Origin of the sequence: Pseudomonas sp. CCNWLW23, from assembly GCF_037095675.1 — a bacterium.
In the GTDB taxonomy this organism is placed as follows: domain Bacteria; phylum Pseudomonadota; class Gammaproteobacteria; order Pseudomonadales; family Pseudomonadaceae; genus Aquipseudomonas; species Aquipseudomonas atacamensis.
The window spans coordinates 371,799-392,486 of record NZ_JBAWKM010000003.1; the positions used below are offsets into that span (position 1 = coordinate 371,799).

Below are 20,688 nucleotides of genomic sequence, written 5' to 3' on the forward strand. Positions count from 1 at the left end.
AAACGCGTGCAAGAGTTAATCGAGTCGGTAGGACAACTTTCGGCTAAGCAAAGAAAGGCTCTGGCGGTTCTGCTCAAGCAGAAAGGCGTCAACCTCTTTGACATTGCCCCGGTTTTCAAGCGCACGGCTGAAGAGCCGTTGCTGCTGTCCTACGCTCAGCAGCGCCAGTGGTTCCTGTGGCAGTGGGCACCGCACAGCGCGGCCTACAACATTCCGACGGCCCTGCGCTTGCAGGGGCCGCTGGATGTGCCGGCACTGGAACGCAGCATTGCGGCGCTGATCGAGCGCCACGAAACCTTGCGCACGGTGTTCTCTCAAGACAGCGCGCAACCCTTGCAAGTGGTCCTGCCCGCAGGGCCTTTTACCCTCGCTACTCACAACCTGAGCGCTGAGCTGGCGAATGACCCGGAGCACTCGATCGAAGCTTTCGTCCAGACCCAGAGCCAAAAGACTTTCGACCTGCAGCACGGACCGTTGCTGCGTGCCGCGCTGCTGCAGGTCAACCCGGATGAGCATGTGTTGGTGCTGACCCTGCATCACATCGTTTCCGATGGCTGGTCGCTGCAAGTGATGATCGAGGAACTGGTGCAGCTCTATGCCGGTTTCAACCTCGGTCACGACGCCGGTCTGCCGGCCCTGCCGATTCAATACGCCGATTACGCCTTGTGGCAGCGCCAGTGGATGGAGGCCGGTGAGCAGGAGCGCCAACTGGCCTACTGGCAGAAAAAACTCGGCGGCGAACAACCGGTGCTGGAACTGCCGCTGGATCGCCCGCGCGCGGTCGATCAAAGCTTTGCCGGCGCCAGCCATAACCTGATTCTTGATCCGGCGCTGAGCCATGCCCTCAAGGCCTTTGCCCGGCAGGAAAACGTCACCCTGTTCGTGTTGCTGCTGGCTTCGTTTCAGGCCTTGCTGCATCGCTACAGCGGGCAAAGCGACATCCGTGTCGGCGTGCCGGTGGCCAACCGTGGCCGGGTGGAAATCGAGCGCCTGATCGGCTTCTTCGTCAACACCCAGGTGCTCAAGGCGGACATCGACGCAGAGCTGCCGTTTATCGAACTGCTGCGTCAGGTCAAACAGACCGCGCAGGAGGCGCAGGCGCATCAGGATTTGCCCTTCGAGCAACTGGTCGAAGCGCTGGAGCCGGGCCGCAGCCTCAGTCACAGCCCGCTGTTCCAGGTGATGTTCAACCACCAGGCCGAGCGCCGTGCGAGCGTCGCCACGCGCCTGAACGGCCTGAACATCGAACCGCTGGAGTGGCAGAGCCAGACTGCGCAATTCGACCTGACCCTCAACACCACCGAACAGGCCCACGGCATCGAAGCGGCGCTCAAGTACGCCACTGACCTGTTCGACGCCGCGACCATCGAGCGCCTGGCGCAGCACTGGACCGCGCTGTTGCAAGCGATCGTCGCTGAGCCGAGCCAGCGCATCGGCCAATTGTCGATGATCGACGCCGGCCAGCAGCAACAGCTGTTGGCGCAATGGAATCCGTCGCTGATTGAACAACCGCTGACTCAGTGCCTCCAGCAAGCCATCGAGGCCCAGGCCGAGCGGCATGCCGATGCGGTGGCGGTGAGCTGTGCCGGGCAACGCCTGACTTACGCCGAGCTCAATCGCCGCGCCAACCTGTGGGCGCATACGCTGCTCGAGCACGGCGTCGGCCCGGATGTGCGCGTCGGCGTGGCGGTGGAGCGTTCGCTGGAGATGATTGTCGCCATTCTCGCGGTGCTGAAAGCGGGCGGCGCCTATGTGCCGCTGGACCCGAGCTACCCGGATGACCGTTTGAGCTACATGATCGACGACAGCGGTATTCAATTGCTGTTGACCCAGGGGCATTTGCTCGGGCAATTGCCGCTGCCGCCGGGGCTGATCTGCCTCGATCTGGATCAAACGCCGGAACACGGCATCGCAAGCAACCCGCCATGCCTGACCTCGCCGGACAATCTGGCCTACGTCATCTACACCTCCGGTTCCACCGGCAAACCCAAGGGCGCGCTACTGCCGCACGGCAACGTGATGCGCCTGTTCAGCGCCACAGAGCAGTGGTTCGAATTCGGCGCGCAGGACAGCTGGACGCTGTTCCATTCCTACGCGTTCGACTTTTCGGTGTGGGAGATTTTCGGCGCGCTGTTGTACGGCGGCAAACTGGTGGTCGTGCCGCACGATGTCAGCCGTTCGCCGGAGGATTTCTACACGCTGCTGTGCGATGAAAACGTCACGGTGTTGAACCAGACGCCGTCGGCATTCAAGCCGTTGATGCAGGTCGCCTGCGAGTCGAGCCGCAGCAATGCCCTGCGTTACGTGGTGTTCGGCGGCGAGGCGCTGGAAGTACAAAATCTGCGTCCGTGGTTCGAGCGTTTTGGCGACCGCGCGCCGACGCTGATCAACATGTACGGCATCACCGAAACCACCGTGCACGTGACCTACCGGCCGTTGTCGCTGGCGGATCTGCAGAGCAATCACAGCAGCCCGATCGGCGCGCCGATTGTCGACCTGTCGTGGTACTTGCTCGACAGCTCGCTCAACCTGGTGCCACAAGGCTGCATCGGCGAGTTGTACATTGCTGGCGCCGGTCTGGCCCGTGGTTATCTGAATCAGGCCGGCATGACCGCCACCCGCTTCGTGCCCGACCCGTTCAACCGCAAGGCTGGCCAGCGTCTGTACCGTACCGGCGACCTCGCACGGCTGCGCGGCGACGGGGTGATCGAGTACATCGGCCGTATCGACCACCAAGTGAAGATTCGTGGTTTCCGCATCGAGCTCGGTGAAATCGAAGCGCAACTGCTCAAGCATCCACAGGTGCGCGAAGCGGTGGTGCTGGCGGTGGGCGGCCTCAGCGGCCAGCAACTGGCGACCTGGGTCGTGCCGGTTGAGACATTGAACGCGGACGAGCAGGGCGCGCTGCGTGATTCGATCAAGCTGCACCTGCGCGAAACCCTGCCGGATTATATGGTCCCGGTCAGTTGGGCGTTCCTCGACCGACTGCCGCTGACCGCCAACGGCAAGCTCGATCGCAAACAACTGCCGCAGCCGGACGTTGCGCACGTGCAAGAGGCCTACGCGGCGCCGCGCAGCGAACTGGAACAGCGTCTGGCGGAGATTTGGCAGGACGTGCTCAAGGTCGAACGGGTCGGGCTTCACGATAATTTCTTCGAGCTGGGCGGCGATTCGATCATTTCGATTCAAGTGGTCAGCCGCGCGCGGCAGGCCGGCATTCGTTTTACGCCCAAGGATATTTTCCAGCATCAGACCGTGCAGCGTCTGGCCACCGTCGCGCAGCAGAGCGACGCGGTGCAGACGGAGCAGGGCGAAGTGCTTGGCGACGCGCCGCTGACGCCGATCCAGCAGTATTTCTTCCACAGCGACATCCCGGCGCGGCATCACTGGAACCAGTCGATCCTGCTGACCCCGGCGAAAACCCTGCAAGCCACGGCGCTGCAACAGGCCCTGGCGCAGGTGCAAAAGCAGCATGACGCCTTGCGTCTGCGTTATCGCCAAACCGAGCAGGGCTGGCAGCAAAGCCACGGCGCGGCGGATCAGCCACAAGACTTGTTGCGCAGCTTTACGCTGGACGACAGCGCGGCATTGCCAGCGCTGTGCCTGGACCTGCAACGCAGCCTCGACCTGCACAACGGCCCGCTGATCCGCGCGGCGCTGATCGATTTGCCGGACGCCAGTCAGCGTCTGTTGCTGGTGATTCATCACTTGGTGGTCGATGGCGTGTCGTGGCGGATCCTGCTCGAAGACCTGCAAAGCGCCTATCAGCAGATCAGCAGCGAACAGAGCGTGCATCTGCCGGCCAAGACCAGCGCGTTCAAGGACTGGGGTTTGCGCCTGCAAGAACGTGCCCGCAGCGCGGCGCTGGGCAGCGAACTGAGTTACTGGCGCGAACAGTTGCGCGACGCGCCGCTCGGTTTGCCGCTGGACCATCCGCAGGGCCAGTTGAACAACCGCTTCGAACGCAGCGTCGACACGCGGCTGGACGCCGAACGTACCCGCCAATTGCTGCAACAGGCTCCGGCGGTCTACCGCACTCAAGTCAACGACCTGCTGCTGACCGCACTGGCGCGGGTGCTCTGCGAGTGGACCGCTAGCGACAGCGCGTTGCTGCAGCTCGAAGGCCATGGCCGCGAAGACCTCTTCGATGACATCGACCTGAGCCGCACCGTGGGCTGGTTCACCAGCATGTTCCCGGTACGCCTGACACCAAACGCCAGCCTGGAAAGCTCGATCAAAGGCATCAAGGAGCAACTGCGCGCGATCCCCAACAAGGGCATCGGCTATGGCTTGCTGCGTTATCTCGGCACCGCCGACGCACAAGCGGCGCTGCGTGAACTGGCGCAACCGCAGGTGACGTTCAACTACCTCGGCCAGTTCGATAACAACTTCGACGAAGACGCCTTGTGGCGGCCGGCCACCGAAGACAAGGGCGCCGGTCAGGACGCAAACGCGCCGATGGCCAATTGGCTGACCATCGATGGCCGGGTTTATCAGGGCCAGTTGAGCCTGACCTGGACCTACAGCAGCGACGTCTTCGAGGAGGCGACCATCGCCGCGCTGGCCCGCGCCTACGAAGTGGCACTGAGCGAATTGATCGACCACTGCCTTAGCCATGCGGGCGGCCTCACGCCGTCCGACGTGCCGCTGGCCGGTTTGTCCCAGGCGCATCTGGACAGCCTGCCGATTGCCGCCCAGCGCATCGAGGACATTTATCCGCTGGCGCCGATGCAGCAGGGCATTCTGTTCCACAGCCTGTACGACGCCGACGCCAGCGCCTACGTCTATCAGATGCTGCTGGACATCGACGGCCTCGACGTTGCGCGGTTCCAGCAAGCCTGGCAACGGGTGGTTGATCGCCATGAAGTGCTGCGCGCCGGTTTCATCTGGGGCCGTGATGGCCTCGATGCACCGTTGCAGGTGATCAACCGCCAACTGACCCTGGAAATGCCGGAAATCGATGTGCGCGATGCCGCCGATCTGCCGGCGGTGCTTGAAGCATGGGCGCAGGCCGACCGCGAACGTGGCTTCGATCTGCAGAATCCGCCGCTGTTGCGCCTGTGCCTGCTGCGTACTGCTGCCGATCGGCATCGGCTGATTTTCACCTGTCACCACATTCTCATGGATGGCTGGAGCAACTCGCGGATGTTCGGCGAAGTGCTGCAGGATTACGCCGGCCAGCCGGTGCCGAGCGCGCAGGGTCGCTACCGCGATTTTCTGGTCTGGCTGCAAGGCCAGGACAAGGCTGGGGCACAGGAATTCTGGCGCGGGCAACTGGCCGAACTCGACGAGCCGACTCGACTGGCCTCGGCCTGCCACGGACGCACCGTGCCGGGGCCGGGCAAACAGATGCATCGTCTGCATTTCGACGAAGCGTTGACCCAGCGTCTGAACGCCTTCTCCCGTCAGCAACAGGTGACCCTCAACAGTCTGGTGCAGGCAGCGTGGCTGCTGGTGTTGCAGCGCTACACCGGCCAGGCCACGGTGGCGTTTGGCGCTACGGTTTCCGGGCGGCCGGTGGATTTGCCGGGCATCGAGGAGCAACTGGGGCTGTTCATCAACACCTTGCCAGTGATCGCCAGCCCGCAGGCCAGCCTCAGCGTCGGCGATTGGGTGCGCAGCGTGCAGGACAAGAACCTGCTGTTGCGCGATTACGAGCAGACGCCGTTGCAGGACATTCAGCGTCTGGCCGCATTGAGTGGCGAAGCGCTGTTCGACACTTTGCTGGTGTTCGAGAACTACCCGGTGTCCGAAGCGCTGGAGGCCAATCCGGGCGGGCTGCGTTTTTCCGGACTAGAGCATCGCGAGCAGACCAACTACGGCCTGACCCTGATTGCTGGCGCCAGCGAAGTGCTCAACCTCGATTTCAACTACCTCACCGAGCACTTTGCCGAACGCAGCGTGCTTGCTCTGGCGGCGCATTTGCGTGAAGTGCTCGAGCAATTTATCGCAGCGCCGCAACGGGCACTCGGCGAGATCGGTCTGCTGCCGCTGGCCGGACGGCAGACGCTGGCGCAGTGGAACGACAATCACGCGGCTTATCCGGCCGAGCGCTTGATCTCGCAGAGCTTTGAAGCACGGGTGGCGGCGCATCCGCAGGCACTGGCGTTGAGTCATGCCGGCGTGGCGCTGAGCTACGGCGAACTGAACCGGCGGGCAAACCAGTTGGCCCGGCATCTGGTGACACTGGGTGTCACCGCCGAAGTGCGCGTCGGCGTGGCGCTGCCGCGTTCGGCGGAACTGGTGATCGCCCTGATGGCAGTGCTCAAGGCCGGCGGCACCTACGTGCCGCTGGACCCGGACTACCCGGCCGACCGCGTGGCCTACATGCTCGACGACAGCCAGGCGAAAGTCCTGCTGACCCAGCAAGCGTTGCTGGCGCAACTGCCATCCAGCGAAGCGCAAGTGGTGCTGGTCGAGGCCGGCGGCGAGGCGTTCGCCGCGCAGGCACCGGACAACCTGCCGGCGCGCGCCGACTCGGCCAATCTGGCCTACGTGATCTACACCTCCGGTTCCACCGGCAAACCGAAAGGCGTGGCCATCGCCCATCGCAACGTACAGGCGCTGATCCAGTGGTCCGCCGAGGTCTACAGCGAGGACGATCTGCAAGGCGTACTGGCCTCGACGTCGGTGTGCTTCGACCTGTCGGTGTGGGAGATTTTCGTCACCCTGGCGCGCGGCGGATCCATGGTCATGGCACGCAATGCTCTGGAGCTGGCGGACTTGCCCGAGCGTGATCAGGTGCGCCTGATCAACACTGTGCCGTCGGCGATTGCCGCGTTGCAACGCATCGGCCAGATCCCGCCGGGCGTGCGCATCATCAATCTGGCCGGCGAGCCGCTCAAGCAAGCGCTGGTCGACACCTTGTACCGCGAGACTTCGGTCGCCCACGTTTACGACCTGTACGGGCCTTCCGAAGACACCACGTATTCGACCTGGACCCGTCGCGAACTCGGTGGCCAGGCCAATATCGGCCGGCCACTGCGCAACACCACCGCGTACCTGCTCGACGGGCAATTGCAGGCAGCACCGCTCGGCATCGCAGCGGAGCTGTATCTGGCCGGTGACGGCATCACCCGTGGCTATCTGTTGCGCCCGGGCCTGACCGCCGAACGTTTCGTGCCAAACCCGTTGGCGAGCAACGGCGAGCGCATGTACCGCACCGGCGACCTGACGCGTTTCATGGACGACGGCCGTATCGAATACGTCGGCCGCATCGACCATCAGGTCAAGGTGCGTGGCTTCCGTATTGAACTGGGTGAAATCGAAGCGCGTCTGCTGGCCCAGGCCAGCGTGCGCGAAGGCGTGGTGCTGGCGGTGGACGGCGTTGGCGGCCAGCAACTGGTGGCTTATGTGGTACCGGCCGAGGCCGATCAAAGCCCCGCGCAACTGGACGCGCTGAGTGCTGAGTTGCAAGCCGCGCTCAAGGCGCATCTGCCGGACTACATGGTGCCGGCGCAGTGGCTGTTCCTCGAACAGTTGCCGTTGACACCCAACGGCAAACTTGATCGCAAGGCTTTGCCGGCAGCGGATGCCAGCCAGGCACAACGCGATTACGTCGCGCCGTCGACGCCGCTGGAGCAGCAGCTGGCCGAGGTCTGGCAGGACATTCTGAAGATCGAGCAGGTCGGCGTGACCGACAATTTCTTCGCCCTCGGCGGTGATTCGATCATCTCGATCCAACTGGTCAGCCGCGCGCGGCAGCAGGGCATTTGCTTCACGCCCAAAGACCTGTTCCAGCAGCAGACCGTGCAGAAACTGGCCGCAGTGGTTTCGCTGGCAGACGCGCAATCCGCCAGCGCCGCCGACTACCCATTGGCGCAACTGGATCAGGCGCAGCTCGATGCCTTGCCGGTGCCGGCGGAGCTGATCGAAGACGTCTATCCGCTGTCGCCGATGCAGGAAGGCATGCTCTTCCACACCCTGTCGGATAACGGCAGCAGCCTCTATGTGCAACAGGTCAGCCTGCCGATCAAGGGCCTCGACGTTGAGCGTTTCCGCCGGGCCTGGGAATTCATCATTATGCGTCAGGCGATCCTGCGCACCAGTTTCCATTGGCAGGACGGCCTGGCCAAACCGCTTCAGGTCGTCCATCGCCAGGCGCCGCTGCAGATGCAGGTGCTCGATTGGCGCGAGCAGGATTGCAGCGAGGCGGCGATTGCCGAGTTCGCCAGCGCTGATCGCGCGCTGGGCTTCGACTTGGCCGAGGCGCGTTTGCAGCGGGTGACCCTGCTGCAGCTGGGCGACGAGCAGTACCAGATGATCTGGACCAGCCATCACATCCTGATGGACGGCTGGAGCAGTTCGCGGCTGTTCGGTGAGGTCTTGCAGTACTACTCCACGGGCGAGGTGACTGGCGAAAACGGCCGCTATCGCGACTTCATTGCCTGGTTGCAGGCGCAGGATCAGGATGCCCAGGAGCTGTTCTGGAAGGCGCGTCTGGCGGTGGTCAACGAACCGACCGCGCTGAGTCAGGCGATGCACCCGCGTCACAGCGCCGACGTTACCGGTCACGATGCTATCTATTCGAGCTGGGACAAAGCGCAAACCTCACGCCTGCTGGAGTTCTGCCGCGACCTGCGCATCACCCCCAACACACTGATCCAGGGCGCGTGGCTGCTGCTGTTGCAGCGTTATACCGGCCAGCAAACGGTGACCTTTGGCGCCACCGTGTCGGGGCGCCCGGAAAGTCTGCCGAACGTCGGCAACATGCTCGGCCTGTTCATCAACACCTTGCCGATCATTCAGACCCCACAGGCCGATCAGCGTCTGGCCGACTGGCTGGAGGAAGTGCAGGCCTACAACCTCGACATTCGTGATTACTCCCAGGCACCGCTGGCCGATGTGCAGCGCTGGTCGAACCTCGGTGGTCAGGCGCTGTTCGACAGCATCGTGGTGTTCGAGAACTTCCCGATCGACGAGCGCTTGCAGGAAGAAACCGACACCGAGCTGACCTTCGGCAAATCCATCGGCCACGGTGTGACCAATGTGCCGATGGACCTTGCGGTGATGCTCGGCGACGAGTTGTCGATCGAGTACCTGTACCTGCGCAGCCACTTCAGCGCCGAGGCGGTGCAAGGCATTCGCCTGACCCTGGAAAACACCCTCGCGGCGATGATGGCCGCGCCGTATGAGCGGCTGGGCAACTTGCAGCGTCTGTCCGCCGAACAATGGCAAGCGGCGCAGACCTGGAGTGCCGAGCCTTCCCACCGCCACGCGCCGCAGTTGCTGCCGGAGCTGATCAGCCGTCATGCGCAACAGCAACCGGATGCGATCGCAGTGCAGTGCGCCGGCGAAAGCCTGACCTACGCAGAGCTGGAGCGGCAGGCCAATCGACTCGCGCAGTGCCTGACCGCCCACGGCGCCGGGCCGGAAGTGGTGATCGGCGTGGCGTTGCCGCGTTCGCTGGAAATGCTGGTGAGCTTCCTCGCCGTGCTCAAGAGCGGTGCGGCGTACGTGCCGCTGGACATCGATTATCCGCCCGAGCGCTTGGCGTACATGATCGAAGATTCGCGCATGGCCCTGCTGCTGACGCAAACCAGCCTGCGCGCGACGTTGCCTGCACCACAAGGCGTGCGGCGTCTGGAAATCGATCAACTCGATCGCAGTCTCTACAGCGATGCGGCCCCGGTCTGCGATGTTCACGAGCAAGGCCTGGCCTATCTGGTTTACACCTCCGGTTCCACCGGACGGCCGAAAGGCGTGGCCGTTACTCAAGGCCCGCTGAGCATGCACTGCCAGGCCATCGCCGAGCTGTACGAAATGGACGCCAGCAGTTGCGAGCTGCACTTCATGTCGTTTGCTTTCGACGGCGCTCACGAACGCTGGCTGAGTACCTTGTACAGCGGCGGGCGTCTGGTGATCCGCGACGGATGTCTGTGGACGCCGGAGCAGACCTATCAGGCCCTGCACGATTACGGCGTGACCATCGCCTGCTTCCCGCCGGCCTATCTCAAGCAACTCGCCGAGTACGCCGCCGCCAGCGGCATCGCACCGCCGCCAGTGCGCATCTACTGCTTCGGTGGCGATGCGGTGCCGGAGCAGACCTTCGAACAGGTCAAAGCCGCGTTGCGTCCGCAGTTCTTCACCAACGGCTACGGCCCGACCGAAACCGTGGTCACGCCGATGCTCTGGAAAGTCGCCATCAGCCAGCACTGCGAAGCGGCGTATGCGCCGATCGGCCGCGCGGTCGGTGCGCGGTCGCTGTACGTGCTCGACGACGATCTGAATCCGCTGCCGCCGGGTTTTGCCGGTGAGTTGTACATCGGCGGTTACGGCGTCGCTCGCGGTTATTACGGGCGCCCCGACCTGACCGGCGAACGCTTCGTGCCCAACCCGTTTGCGCCCGGCGAGCGCCTGTACCGCAGCGGCGATCTGGTGCGCCGCCGCGCGGACGGCGTGGTCGATTACGTCGGGCGCATCGACCATCAGGTCAAGGTGCGTGGCTTCCGCATCGAGCTGGGCGAAGTCGAGGCCAGCCTGCGTCAGTTGCCGGCGGTCAGCGATGCGCTGGTGATTGCCCGCGACAATGCCTCCGGCAAGCAACTGATCGGTTATGTGGTCACCGCCACGGGTGATGATATCGGCGATGGACTCAAGGCCGGGCTGCGTGCTTCGCTGCCGGAATACATGGTGCCGGCGCAGATCGTCTGCCTCAGCGCGTTCCCGGTTACGCCCAACGGCAAACTCGATCGCAAGGCCCTGCCGGAGCCGGAGTTCAAAAGCGACGAATATGTTGCCCCGCGCACCGAGCAGGAACGCCTGTTGGCGGAAATCTGGGCGCAGGTGTTGCAGGTCGAGCAGGTCGGTATCAGCGATAACTTCTTTGAACTGGGCGGCGATTCGATCCTCAGCCTGCAAGTGATCTCGCGGGTGCGAAACCACCCGACCCTGCAGATGGAACTGAAGCTGCGCGATCTGATGCGCTATCAAACCATCGCCGGCATCGTCGAGCAGCAAGTGGCGAAGGAGGGCGCCGGGCAAGCGTTGCCGGACCTGACTCAGGTTGCCGCAGAAGGCGCGTTCAATCTGCTGCCGATCCAGGAGTGGTTCTTCGCCGAAGGCATGGCCGAGGCGCATCACTACAACCAGTCGTTGCTGCTCAGTGCACGTCAGCCGCTGGATCTCGATGCCCTGGAACAGGCGCTGGGCTTGATCGAACAACATCACGATTCGCTGCGCCTGCGTTTTTCCAACGACGGCGGGCGCTGGTTGCAGCGCTACAGCACCAGCGCATCCGACGAGGCTGTGCTGTGGCGCCGCGAAGCGCAAAGCAGCGAAGAGGTCGAAGCCTTGGCCAACCTCGCGCAGCGCAGCCTCAAACTCGATGACGGGCCGGTCTGGCGGGTCATGCATGTGGCCTTGCCGGATGGTCAGGCGCGGTTGCTGGTGGTGATTCATCACCTGGTGGTCGACACCGTGTCGTGGCGGATTCTGCTCGACGATCTGAAAGTCGCTTATGAGGCGTGCGTGCAGGGGCTGACGCCGCAGCTGCCGATTCGTACCAGCAGTTACCGTTCGTTTGCCGAAGCGTTGCAGGCGCAGGCGCCGGTGATTGCCGAGCAGGAATTGAACTATTGGCTGGAGCAACTGGATCAACCGGGCGTTGATCTGCCGTGCGACAACCCGCGCGGCAAGAACCTTGTGCGGCAACAGGCGCAGGCACGGCTCAAACTGTCCCGTGAGCACACCGAACAACTGCTCAAACAGGCCCCGGCGGTGTACGGCACGCAGATCAACGACCTGCTGCTGTCAGCGCTCAGCCGCGCCCTGTGCCGCTGGAGCGAGCAACCGTCGGCGCTGATTCTGCTTGAAGGGCACGGTCGTGAAGACCTCTTCGAATCGATCGATCTGAGCCGCAGCCTCGGCTGGTTCACCAGCATGTTCCCGGTGCGTTTGCGCCCGGACGGCGACGACATCGGCCAGTCGATCATCGATGTGCAGGCGCAACTGGCGGGCGTACCGCAGAAGGGCATCGGCTACGGCGTGTTGCGTCATTTGGCCGGGCCGGAAGTCTCCGCGCGACTGGCTGCATTGCCGCAGGCACGGGTGACCTTCAACTACCTCGGGCAGTTCGACCAGAGCTTCGATGAACAGGCGTTGCTGGTGCCGGCACTGGAAGAGACCGGCGACAACTACAGCCTCAAGGCAAACCTGGGCAACTGGCTGGAAATCGTCGGCCAGGTCTATGACGGGCAACTGGCCTTGCGCTGCATCTACAGCAGTCAGCGTTACCGCGCCGGCACCATGGATGCGCTGATGAGCGATTACCAGCGCGAGCTTGAAGCGTTGATCGAACATTGCATGGCGCGGGTGGGTTGATCACCCGGCCTTTTGCGCGGGCGCTGCCCAGGCGCGCCCGTTCTATTGCGGATACAAGGATTTTCAACGATGTCGTTACACCCTGATCTGGAAGCTTTTCTCGACCTCGCTCAAGACAGCCAGGACGCCGGCCTGCCGGCCATGCACCAACTGACCCCGAGCGAGGCCCGCGCCACCTTCGAACAGACCACCGCGCAACTGCGCTGGCCGGCGCCGCAGGATCTTGAAGTCACCAAGATCGAAACACAGGCCCGTGACGGTGCGGCGCTGGCGTTACGTTTGTATCGGCCCAACGGTATTGAATCGCCGCTGCCGGTGCTGGTGTATTTCCACGGTGGCGGATTTGTCGTTGGCAGTCTGGATTCCCACGACGGTGTCTGCCGCGAGTTTTGCCAGCGCACGCCGTGTGCGGTGCTTTCGGTCGGTTATCGACTGGCGCCGGAGCATCGCTTTCCGACGGCGCTGGAGGATGGCGAGGACGCTTTGGCCTGGCTGGCCGAACAGGCTGCGAGCCTCGGCCTGGATGGTTCGCGCGTTGCGTTTGGCGGTGATAGCGCGGGTGCCACGTTGGCAACGGTGCTGGCGATTCAGGCTGTGCGGCAGCCGCACACGGTGGCTATCGCGCCGAAGGCGCAGTTGTTGTGTTATCCGGTGACGGATGCTTCGCGGGTGCATGATTCGCGGCTGTTGTTTGGTGAGGGGTACCTGCTCGAGAACGACACGCTGGAGTGGTTTTATCAGCACTATGCGCGAGGGCCGGAGGATTATCTGGATTGGCGCTTTTCGCCGTTGCTGGCGGAGGATCTGCGCGGGGTTGCGCCGGCTATTGTGGTATTGGCCGGGTTTGATCCGTTGCTGGATGAGGGGCAGGCTTATGTCGACAGGCTGCGCGGGCAGGGGGTTGAGGTCGATGTCGAGGTTTGTGCCGGGCTGACTCATGATTTGTTGCGGTTGGGGGCGGTGGTGCCTGGGGTTCTGGAGGTTTATTCGAGGGTGGGTGGGGCGCTTGCGCGGGCTCTGGTTTAGTGTGCATATCCGTTTCTGCGGGTGTTGCTGATTACGGTTCCGCCCTTACGGCGGGTCACCTTTTTCAAACGCCGGAGTGCCGGCCCAGCAAAAAGGTAACCCAAAAGGCTTGCTCCTACGTTCGGCCCTCGCAGGCTCGGGTTCCTTCGCTCCGGGACTGATCCGGGCGCAGCGGCTACGGTTTGCTTCGCTGCACCTCCTTCCGCTGTGTCTGGCTGCGCCAGACGGTCGCTGCGCTCCCACCCCCGGATCAATCCCTCCACTCAGCCTTCCGACGTCGCCGGTGGATCAAGATCAAAAGCACTCGAGCTAACGCTCATTGTTGAGTGGTGAAAAGCGTGTGGTCTGCTTTGGATCTGTGTTGGATTCGCCCCTCATCGGAACGCCGCCCGCCCAGCCCTCTCCCGAGGGAGAGGGAGCCGATTTGCGGGCTTTTCAGAATCTGCATTCGACTCGATATCGCAAGTCGGCGTATTTCGCCTGAACACCTCGGTCAGTCCCCTCTCCCTCCGGGAGAGGGCTAGGGTGAAGGGCTTTTGCTCTGGCTCTTGATCTTTTGCCCCTTCGGCAGGCTGCGCCCGGATCGGTCCCGTAACGAAGGTACTCCGAGCTTTAGCGAGCGGGCCGTACGCCGGGGCAAAGCCTTTTGGGTTACCTTTTCGCCGGGCCGGCACTCCGGCGTTTGGAAAAGGTGACTCGCTGTAAGAGCGAAACCGCCAGTGGCAGCCCCGCAGCAACGGATATGCCCCCAATCCCAAAAACCAAAAAGCCCCGCCAAAGCGGGGCTTCTAAACAACATCAGACCAATCAGAAATCAGCCTTCACCGACATCACAAAATTGCGCGGATCCCCGTAGAAGTTACCGAACCCCTCGGTACCAATGGTCGCGTAATAACGCTTGTCGAACAGGTTATTGCCGTTCAACGCCACCGACCAGGTGTCATCGATCCGATAACCGATGCGACCGTTCCAGACCGCATAACCCGCGCCATCGACATTGTCCCCGCCCAGAGGCGAAACGCGGTAGGTGCCCGTCTGTGCATTGACACCCGCACCAATGGTCACACGGTCCAGCGGTCCGCTCAGGGCGTAATCACCCCAGACGCGCAACAGGTGACGCGGCACGTAGGAGTTGTAGACCGCGCCATCCTGAGTAGCATCGGCGTCTTCCAGTACTTTGGTCTGGGTGTAGGTATAACCGGCCAGCAATTGCAGGCGGTCGATCACTTCACCGCTGACTTCAGCTTCAAAGCCCTGGGCGCGGACCTTGCCCGAGTTGATCTGGCAGGAGCTGTCTTCGCACCGCAGGTCATCCTGGGCCGCGTCTTTCTGGATGGTGCGGAACAGGTTGAACGTGGTGTTCAAGCGACCGTCGTACCACTCACCCTTGATCCCCAATTCGTAGCTCTGGCCAATCAGCGGCTTGAGCGTGCTGCCGTCGATGGTTTTGTACGAGCCTTGCGGGGTGAAGATGTCGGTGTAGCTGGCGTAGGCGGTCAGGTTGTCGTTGAGGTCGTAGAGCAGGCCGGCGAATGGCGTGACCTGGCCGGTTTCGGTGGACTGGGTGTTGACCTCGGTGCCTTCGCCACGGAAGTACTGCACCGAGTCGGTGTCGGATTTGTACCAGCTGACCCGGCTGCCGAGTACCAGGGTCATCGGGTCGGCGAGTTTCAGGCGGGCGATCGAGTAAGCGCCGTATTGCTTGATGTGCATGTCCACCGGGCCGCCACGGGAGGCGTTGGCCAGGTAGTAGCTTTCATCCGGCTGCGGGATGTTGTGGTTCGGGTTGAACACGTTCTGACGCTGTGGCAATGCCGCCACTGCGTAGAAGTCGTCCTTGTGCGAACGGCTGGCGTTGGCGCCGACGATCAGTTCGTGCTGCTGGCCGAAGGCGTCGAATTTGCCGTCGACGTAAGCATCGAAACCGTAGTCGCGCTGGTCGTAGTCATAGGTACTGCCGAGCATCAGCGTATTGGTGGCGGTGGCGCCCAACGGCACTGTGCCGCTCGGGAAGGAATATTCCATGTCCTGAGTGTTGCGCGAGTAGACACCGGCGACTTTCAGCGACCAGTCATCGTTGAACTGGTGTTTGACGTCGGCGAAGTAGGTGGCGCGTTTGCTGCGCTGGTTGTTCCACGAGGTGTTCAGGCAGGTGGAGCGTTTCAGGTGCAGGTCGGAGCCGTCGGCGTAGCGCGGCAGGCCGCCCCAGCACGGGGTGGCGTCGACGTCTTCATAGGCCATGCCCAGACCGAGGGTGGTGTCGGGGCTGAGGTCGAAGTCCAGGGCGCCGTAGTAGATCTGATCACGGCGTTCAGCCACGTCGTAGAAATACTTACGGGTCTGCTGCGTCACCACGGCGCGGCCACGGACAGTGCCGGCGTCGTTCAGCGGGCCGCCGGTGTCGACCTGGCCGCGATAGTTGTCCCAGGTCCCGGCCGATAGCGACAGCTGCGTGTGCGGGGTGTCCTGGCCGCGCTTGCGCACGAAGTTGACGCCGCCGGCGGTGCCGCCCGCGCCCTTCATCATGCCGGCCGCGCCGCGAAGGATTTCCACGCGGTCATAGATGGCCATGTCGCTGTTGAAGCTGTCCGCCTGCACGTAGCTGCTGCCGATGTCCAGCGGCACGCCGTCGTACTGGTACTGGCCGGTCATGCGGAAACCGCGCGAGTAGAAGTACTTGCCGCCCATTGGCGAGTCGTAGACGGTGATGCCCGGGGTCTTCTCCATCACCTGTTCGATGGTGTTGAGGTTCTGGTCGTCGAGCATCTTGCGGGTCATCACCGTGACCGACTGCGGCGTTTCCTTCAGCGAGTGCACGCCTTTGCCGATGGTCACGCCGCCGGTGGTGTAGGAGTTGCTGCCTTCGGTGGTGGCGCCGAGGCGGTTGGCGTTGACGTTGGTCGGCGCCAGTTCCATCGCACTGCCGCCGGTGGCCGGGCCGAGCACGGTGACGGTGTTGCCGTCACGCTGATAGCGAATGCCGGTGCCGCTGAGCATGGCTTTCAGCGACTCGTCATCCTGGTAGCGGCCGTTGAGGGCGCTGGAGCGCAGGCCTTGCAGGCTTTCCGGGCTGTAGACGATTTGCAGGCTGGTCTGCTGACCGAGGGTTTGCAGGGCCTGGGCCAGCGGTTGGGCCGGGATGTTCAGGGTCCATTCCTGGGCCTGGACATACGGCGCTGCCGCGAGGGTCAGTGCCAGACCCAGGCCGCTACCGGCCAGGCGTGTGCGGGTCGCGCCGTGCATCAGCAGGGCTCGAGTCAGAGGGCGAAGCATGAAACGGGATGCGGACATGAGGTTAAGACCTTGGCAGGTATAGTTGTTAATGGTTCTTATTCATCTCATTAAGACGAGGAAGCCGCGGCAAACCGGAAAAGTTTTTTCTCCGGCCCGGTCGCGGCTGCCTCGATCAAGCGGTTTGCAGTTCGCTTCTGACCTTGCCGGCCTCCATGCGCACCAGTTGGTCGGCGACGTCGAAGTAACGGTCGTCGTGGGAAATCACGATGATGGTTTTGCCCAGGCGCTTGAGGTCGGGCAGCAGCTCGGTATAGAAAATCCGCCGGAAGGTCGGGTCCTGATCCGCCGCCCATTCATCGAACACCAGCACCGGGCGCTCTTCGAGCCAGGCGTTGACCAGTGCCAGGCGTTTGCGCTGACCGGTGGACAGGTCGGTGGTGCTGAAGGCGCCGTCACGCACGCTGACCTTGTGCGCGATCTCCAGACGTTCGAGGTAGCGGGTGGCATCCTGCGGCACTTCACGATCGCCTTGAACCAGATCATCGAACAGGTAGTAGTCGGCGAAGATCGTGGTGAAGTTCTGCCGGTAATCGTCGCGGTTGACCGCAGTGATCGGCTTGTCGTTAACGCGAATTTCGCCCTCGGTCGGCGCATACAGCCCCAGCAACAGTTTGATCAGCGTGGTTTTGCCGCAGCCGTTCTCACCGACGATGAACACGATGTCGCCCTGTTCGATACGAAGGTTCACCGGGCCGAGGCGGAACGGTTCGCTGCCTTCGACGGGCGGGAAGGCGTAGCGCACGTTGCGCAGTTCCAGGCTGTTGACGGCGGCCGGCTTGCTGCCCTGATCCTGCAGCAACAGGTGCGGTTCCGGTGAAGAGAACTGTTCGCTCAGTTCGGCAATGCGACGGAAGGCAATCTGTGCGCGACTGATGATCGGCAGGGTGCTGATCAGGTGTTCCAGCGGCCCCTTCATGTACAGCAGCACCAGAACGAAACCGCTCATCACCGCTTTGTCGGCACTCGGCCACAGCGATTGCAGGGCCAGGGCCATGCCGATGACCACGAAGAACAGCATCGAGCCAAACGACTTGGCGATGACGAAGGTGTTGATCGATCTGATCTGGGTGTCGCAGATTTTCTCGGCGGTTTTCTGAATGCCGGCGACGAACATGCGCTGGCGACGCGGGCGGTGAATGCGCAGTTCCTTGGCGCCTTCGGCAATTGCGTTGTAGTGCTTCTGCAGTTCGTCTTCGGAATCGCGGGCGGCGTAGAAACCGCGCATGCCTTTGGCCCGGGCGATGGCCTGGATGGTGGTGCCGATGGCGATGGCCACCAGCATCATCAGGAACATCGGCCACGACAGCATGGCCAGATAGCCGAGACAACCAAGGGTCACGGTCATGGAGATCGCCAGGGGCGCGAAGGCGAAGGCGAAGTCGCTGATGGTATCGACGTCGTGGGTCAGCACCGGAATCAGGCGATGGCTGCGATAGCGTTCGATCTGGTCGATCGGCGCCGACAGGACTTTCTCCCCCAGCTCTTTGCGCAGTTTGGCGATGATGTGCTGGCCGACGTAGTTGGTGCCGATGTCCGACAGGATCGTGGTCAGCAGGGCCAGGGCACAGAGGCCGGCGAAGATCATCACCACCGTGCGGGTCAGGCCGTCATCGGAATGCAGGGCGTTGTTGATGGTCGCCAGCAGCACGGTGACGCTCAGGCCGCCGAGCATGCCGAGCACGATGGACGCCGAGACGATCAGGCGGAAGGGCTTGAGCAGGGCGAACAATTCGTTGATCGCCCCACGCGTAGGCTTGGTCATGGAGGATTCCTGCTTCGATGCGGAGGGAGTGCCGGTACTTAAGGAAAACGAATGGTCGCGGAGTTTCTTTAACCGAGCGCAGGCGTGGCTGCGCTCGTCGAGGGCAGTGGTGTCAGAGGTCGCGTACTACGCGAAAGCCCAGCCAGTCGCCCTTGCTGGTCGGCCAGCTGCTGTTGCGGTTGCCCGAGCGCGAGAAGATCGGCGCTTCGCCCCAGTCGTTGCCGCGCATGACCTGGCGTTCGCAGTTTTCCTGGGTCCATGGGCGACCGTCGGCGGGCACGCCGGAGTAGTCCGGGTGGTAGCAGTCGGCGGTCCATTCGTAGACGTTGCCGTGGGCGTCGAACACACCAAACGCGTTGGCCGGGAAGGTGCCGGCCGGCGAGGTGAAGTTGTAGCCATCGGCCGCGCCGTAGGTGTTGGCGTGTTTGGAGATCTGGTAATCCTTGCCCTCATCGAACGGGAAGGGGAAAGGCCCGGTGCTGCCGCCACGGGCGGCGTATTCGCGGATCGATTCGCTTTGCAGGCGATAGGCGTGGCCGGTCTTTTTTGACAGCCAGTCGATGTAGCCCTGGGCTTCGGCGACGTTCATGCACACGGCCGGGTCGCGGGGCGTCTGTTTGAATTCCGGTTTGCCGGCGGTGCAGCGGCGGCCGGGGCGGTCATCGAAGTCGTAAGGTTTGTTGCCGGTCTCGCGCACGTAGGCGTCCCATTCGCCCACCAGCACCTGTGAGCGGCTGATAGCGAACGGTTTGCTGAACGTCACCGTGTGCAGCGGGCCTTCGTCCGGCTGCCGGCCGACTTCATCATCCGGCGTGCCCATGGTGTAGCTGCCGGTTGGCAACTCGACCATTTCCGGGCAGTCCTTGCAATCCTTGAACACTTTGCCCGCAGCAGGCGCGGTCGCCGCCAGCGCGCTGCCGGGCAACAGCGCAGCGCAGAGGGCGCTTAGCGCCAGTGCGGGCAGGGCTTTGGAGAGGAGTGACGCGTGAGGCTTTTTCATGGGTCGTCTCTTTGAAAGGAAAACGGCAGTCGAGGGTCAGGCACGCAGCTTGGTGCCGAGGATGTCCATGAAGCGATCCACTTCGGCTTCGCTGTTGAGCAAGCCCGGTGCGGTGCGAATCACCGGCCCGACGTCGCGGCTGACCGCGTCGCAGATCACCCGGTTCTGCATTAGCCAGGCCGCCACTGCGTCGCTGTCCTGGCCCTTGATCCGGAAGAAGGTGAAACCGGCGGAGAACTGCGAGTCGAGCGGGGTCACCAACTCGATGTTGCGGTGCTCCTGCAAGCGTTGCTTGAGGTAACTGTTGAGCTGATGAATGCGCGTCTGCACTTCGGCCTTGCCCAGTTGCAGGTGCAACTTGAAGGCTTCGTCCAGCGCCCAGCGATGCTCGAAAGCGTGGTAGCCGCCCGGGGTCATGATGGTCGAGAACGCCGTGGCCTCGGAGAAGGTCGGCACGCTGGGGCTGACGTATTTCAGTTCTTCGGTGCGGCTGCAGACGATGCCGGTGCCGCGCGGGCCGAACATCCACTTGTGCGTGCCGGCGATGAAAAAGTCGCAGTTCATCTGCGGGAAACTCAAGTCGTCGACGCCAAAACCGTGCACGCCATCAACCACGTAGATCAGTCGATCCTGGTCCTCGCGCTGACGGTTGTGCTCATCGACCAGCCGCGAGATCTCGCTGATCGGCAGCTTCACGCCGCTGCCCGAATGCACCCAGGTCATGCCCAGCACGCGGGTTTCGGGGCGGATATTGCGATTGATCGTGTCGAGCACCTGATCCAGAGAAATGCTCTGCGGGTTTTCGAACAGCTTGAGTTTGCGCACGCGCGTGCCGTCACGCCGGCTGCGGAAATCGAGGATGTTGCGCGTCGAATAATGTTCGTGAACCGTGGTGAGAATTTCCTGATCCGCGCGCACCTGCACGCTGCCGTAGATCATCGCCAGGCCTTCGGTGGTGCTGCCGGTCAGGGCGATCTGCGCCGGTTTGGCTTGCAGGTACTGGCCGGCCCAGTGGCGCACATTTTCTTCGCGCTTCTCGGTGACGCCCAGATCCCAATCCATCGCCAGACCTGGATTCAGATCCAGCGCCGCGCGATGGCGCTCGATCGCTTCGCGCACCGGTTTCGGATGCGAGGTGACGAGGAAATTGGCGAAGTGGATGGCTTGGGGATCCTGATCGAACAACTGACGCAACTGCGCCCATTTGTCCCGCGACGCAGTCGGCGCGGCAGCGATGGCCGCCGATGCACTCAGGCTGGCGCCCAGGGGCAGGGCGGCGGCGAGC

The 20,688-nt window shown here is 63.0% G+C and carries 6 protein-coding genes; 2 read left to right on the top strand and 4 right to left on the bottom strand.

Translation table 11 applies throughout. The features are described from left to right. The first annotated feature begins 6 nt into the window (after nt 1–6). Together V8J63_RS07075 and V8J63_RS07080 are read left to right on the top strand one after the other, a co-directional pair. Nucleotides 7–12,321 carry a non-ribosomal peptide synthase/polyketide synthase gene (locus tag V8J63_RS07075; protein WP_336463820.1) on the top strand — a complete coding sequence of 4,105 codons (12,315 nt, stop codon included), beginning with the start codon at nt 7–9 and terminating at the stop codon, nt 12,319–12,321. Nucleotides 12,322–12,390: 69 nt separating this feature from the next. Then, complete coding sequence (locus tag V8J63_RS07080) at nt 12,391–13,347, top strand: alpha/beta hydrolase (protein WP_336463821.1); 957 nt, start codon at nt 12,391–12,393, stop codon at nt 13,345–13,347. An 807-nt stretch (nt 13,348–14,154) separates the two neighbouring features. Here V8J63_RS07080 and V8J63_RS07085 read toward each other — a convergent pair. The 4 genes from V8J63_RS07085 to pvdN form a co-directional block, all read right to left on the bottom strand. Continuing rightward, nucleotides 14,155–16,638: a TonB-dependent siderophore receptor gene (locus V8J63_RS07085; protein ID WP_177433363.1), complete on the bottom strand. Its 2,484-nt coding sequence runs from the start codon at nt 16,636–16,638 to the stop codon at nt 14,155–14,157. 115 nt (nt 16,639–16,753) lie between these two features. Further along, on the bottom strand, nt 16,754–18,403 hold the full coding sequence (locus V8J63_RS07090; protein WP_122610322.1) for a cyclic peptide export ABC transporter: 1,650 nt from the start codon (nt 18,401–18,403) through the stop codon (nt 16,754–16,756). A 112-nt stretch (nt 18,404–18,515) separates the two neighbouring features. Further along, nucleotides 18,516–19,403, bottom strand: coding sequence for a dihydropyoverdine dehydrogenase (pvdO, locus tag V8J63_RS07095; RefSeq protein WP_336463822.1), 888 nt, complete (start codon nt 19,401–19,403; stop codon nt 18,516–18,518). Between the two features lie 36 nt (nt 19,404–19,439). Next, nucleotides 19,440–20,688 (bottom strand): pyoverdine-tailoring periplasmic protein PvdN (pvdN, locus tag V8J63_RS07100; protein ID WP_336463823.1); only part of this gene is annotated, 1,249 nt, incomplete at its 5' end.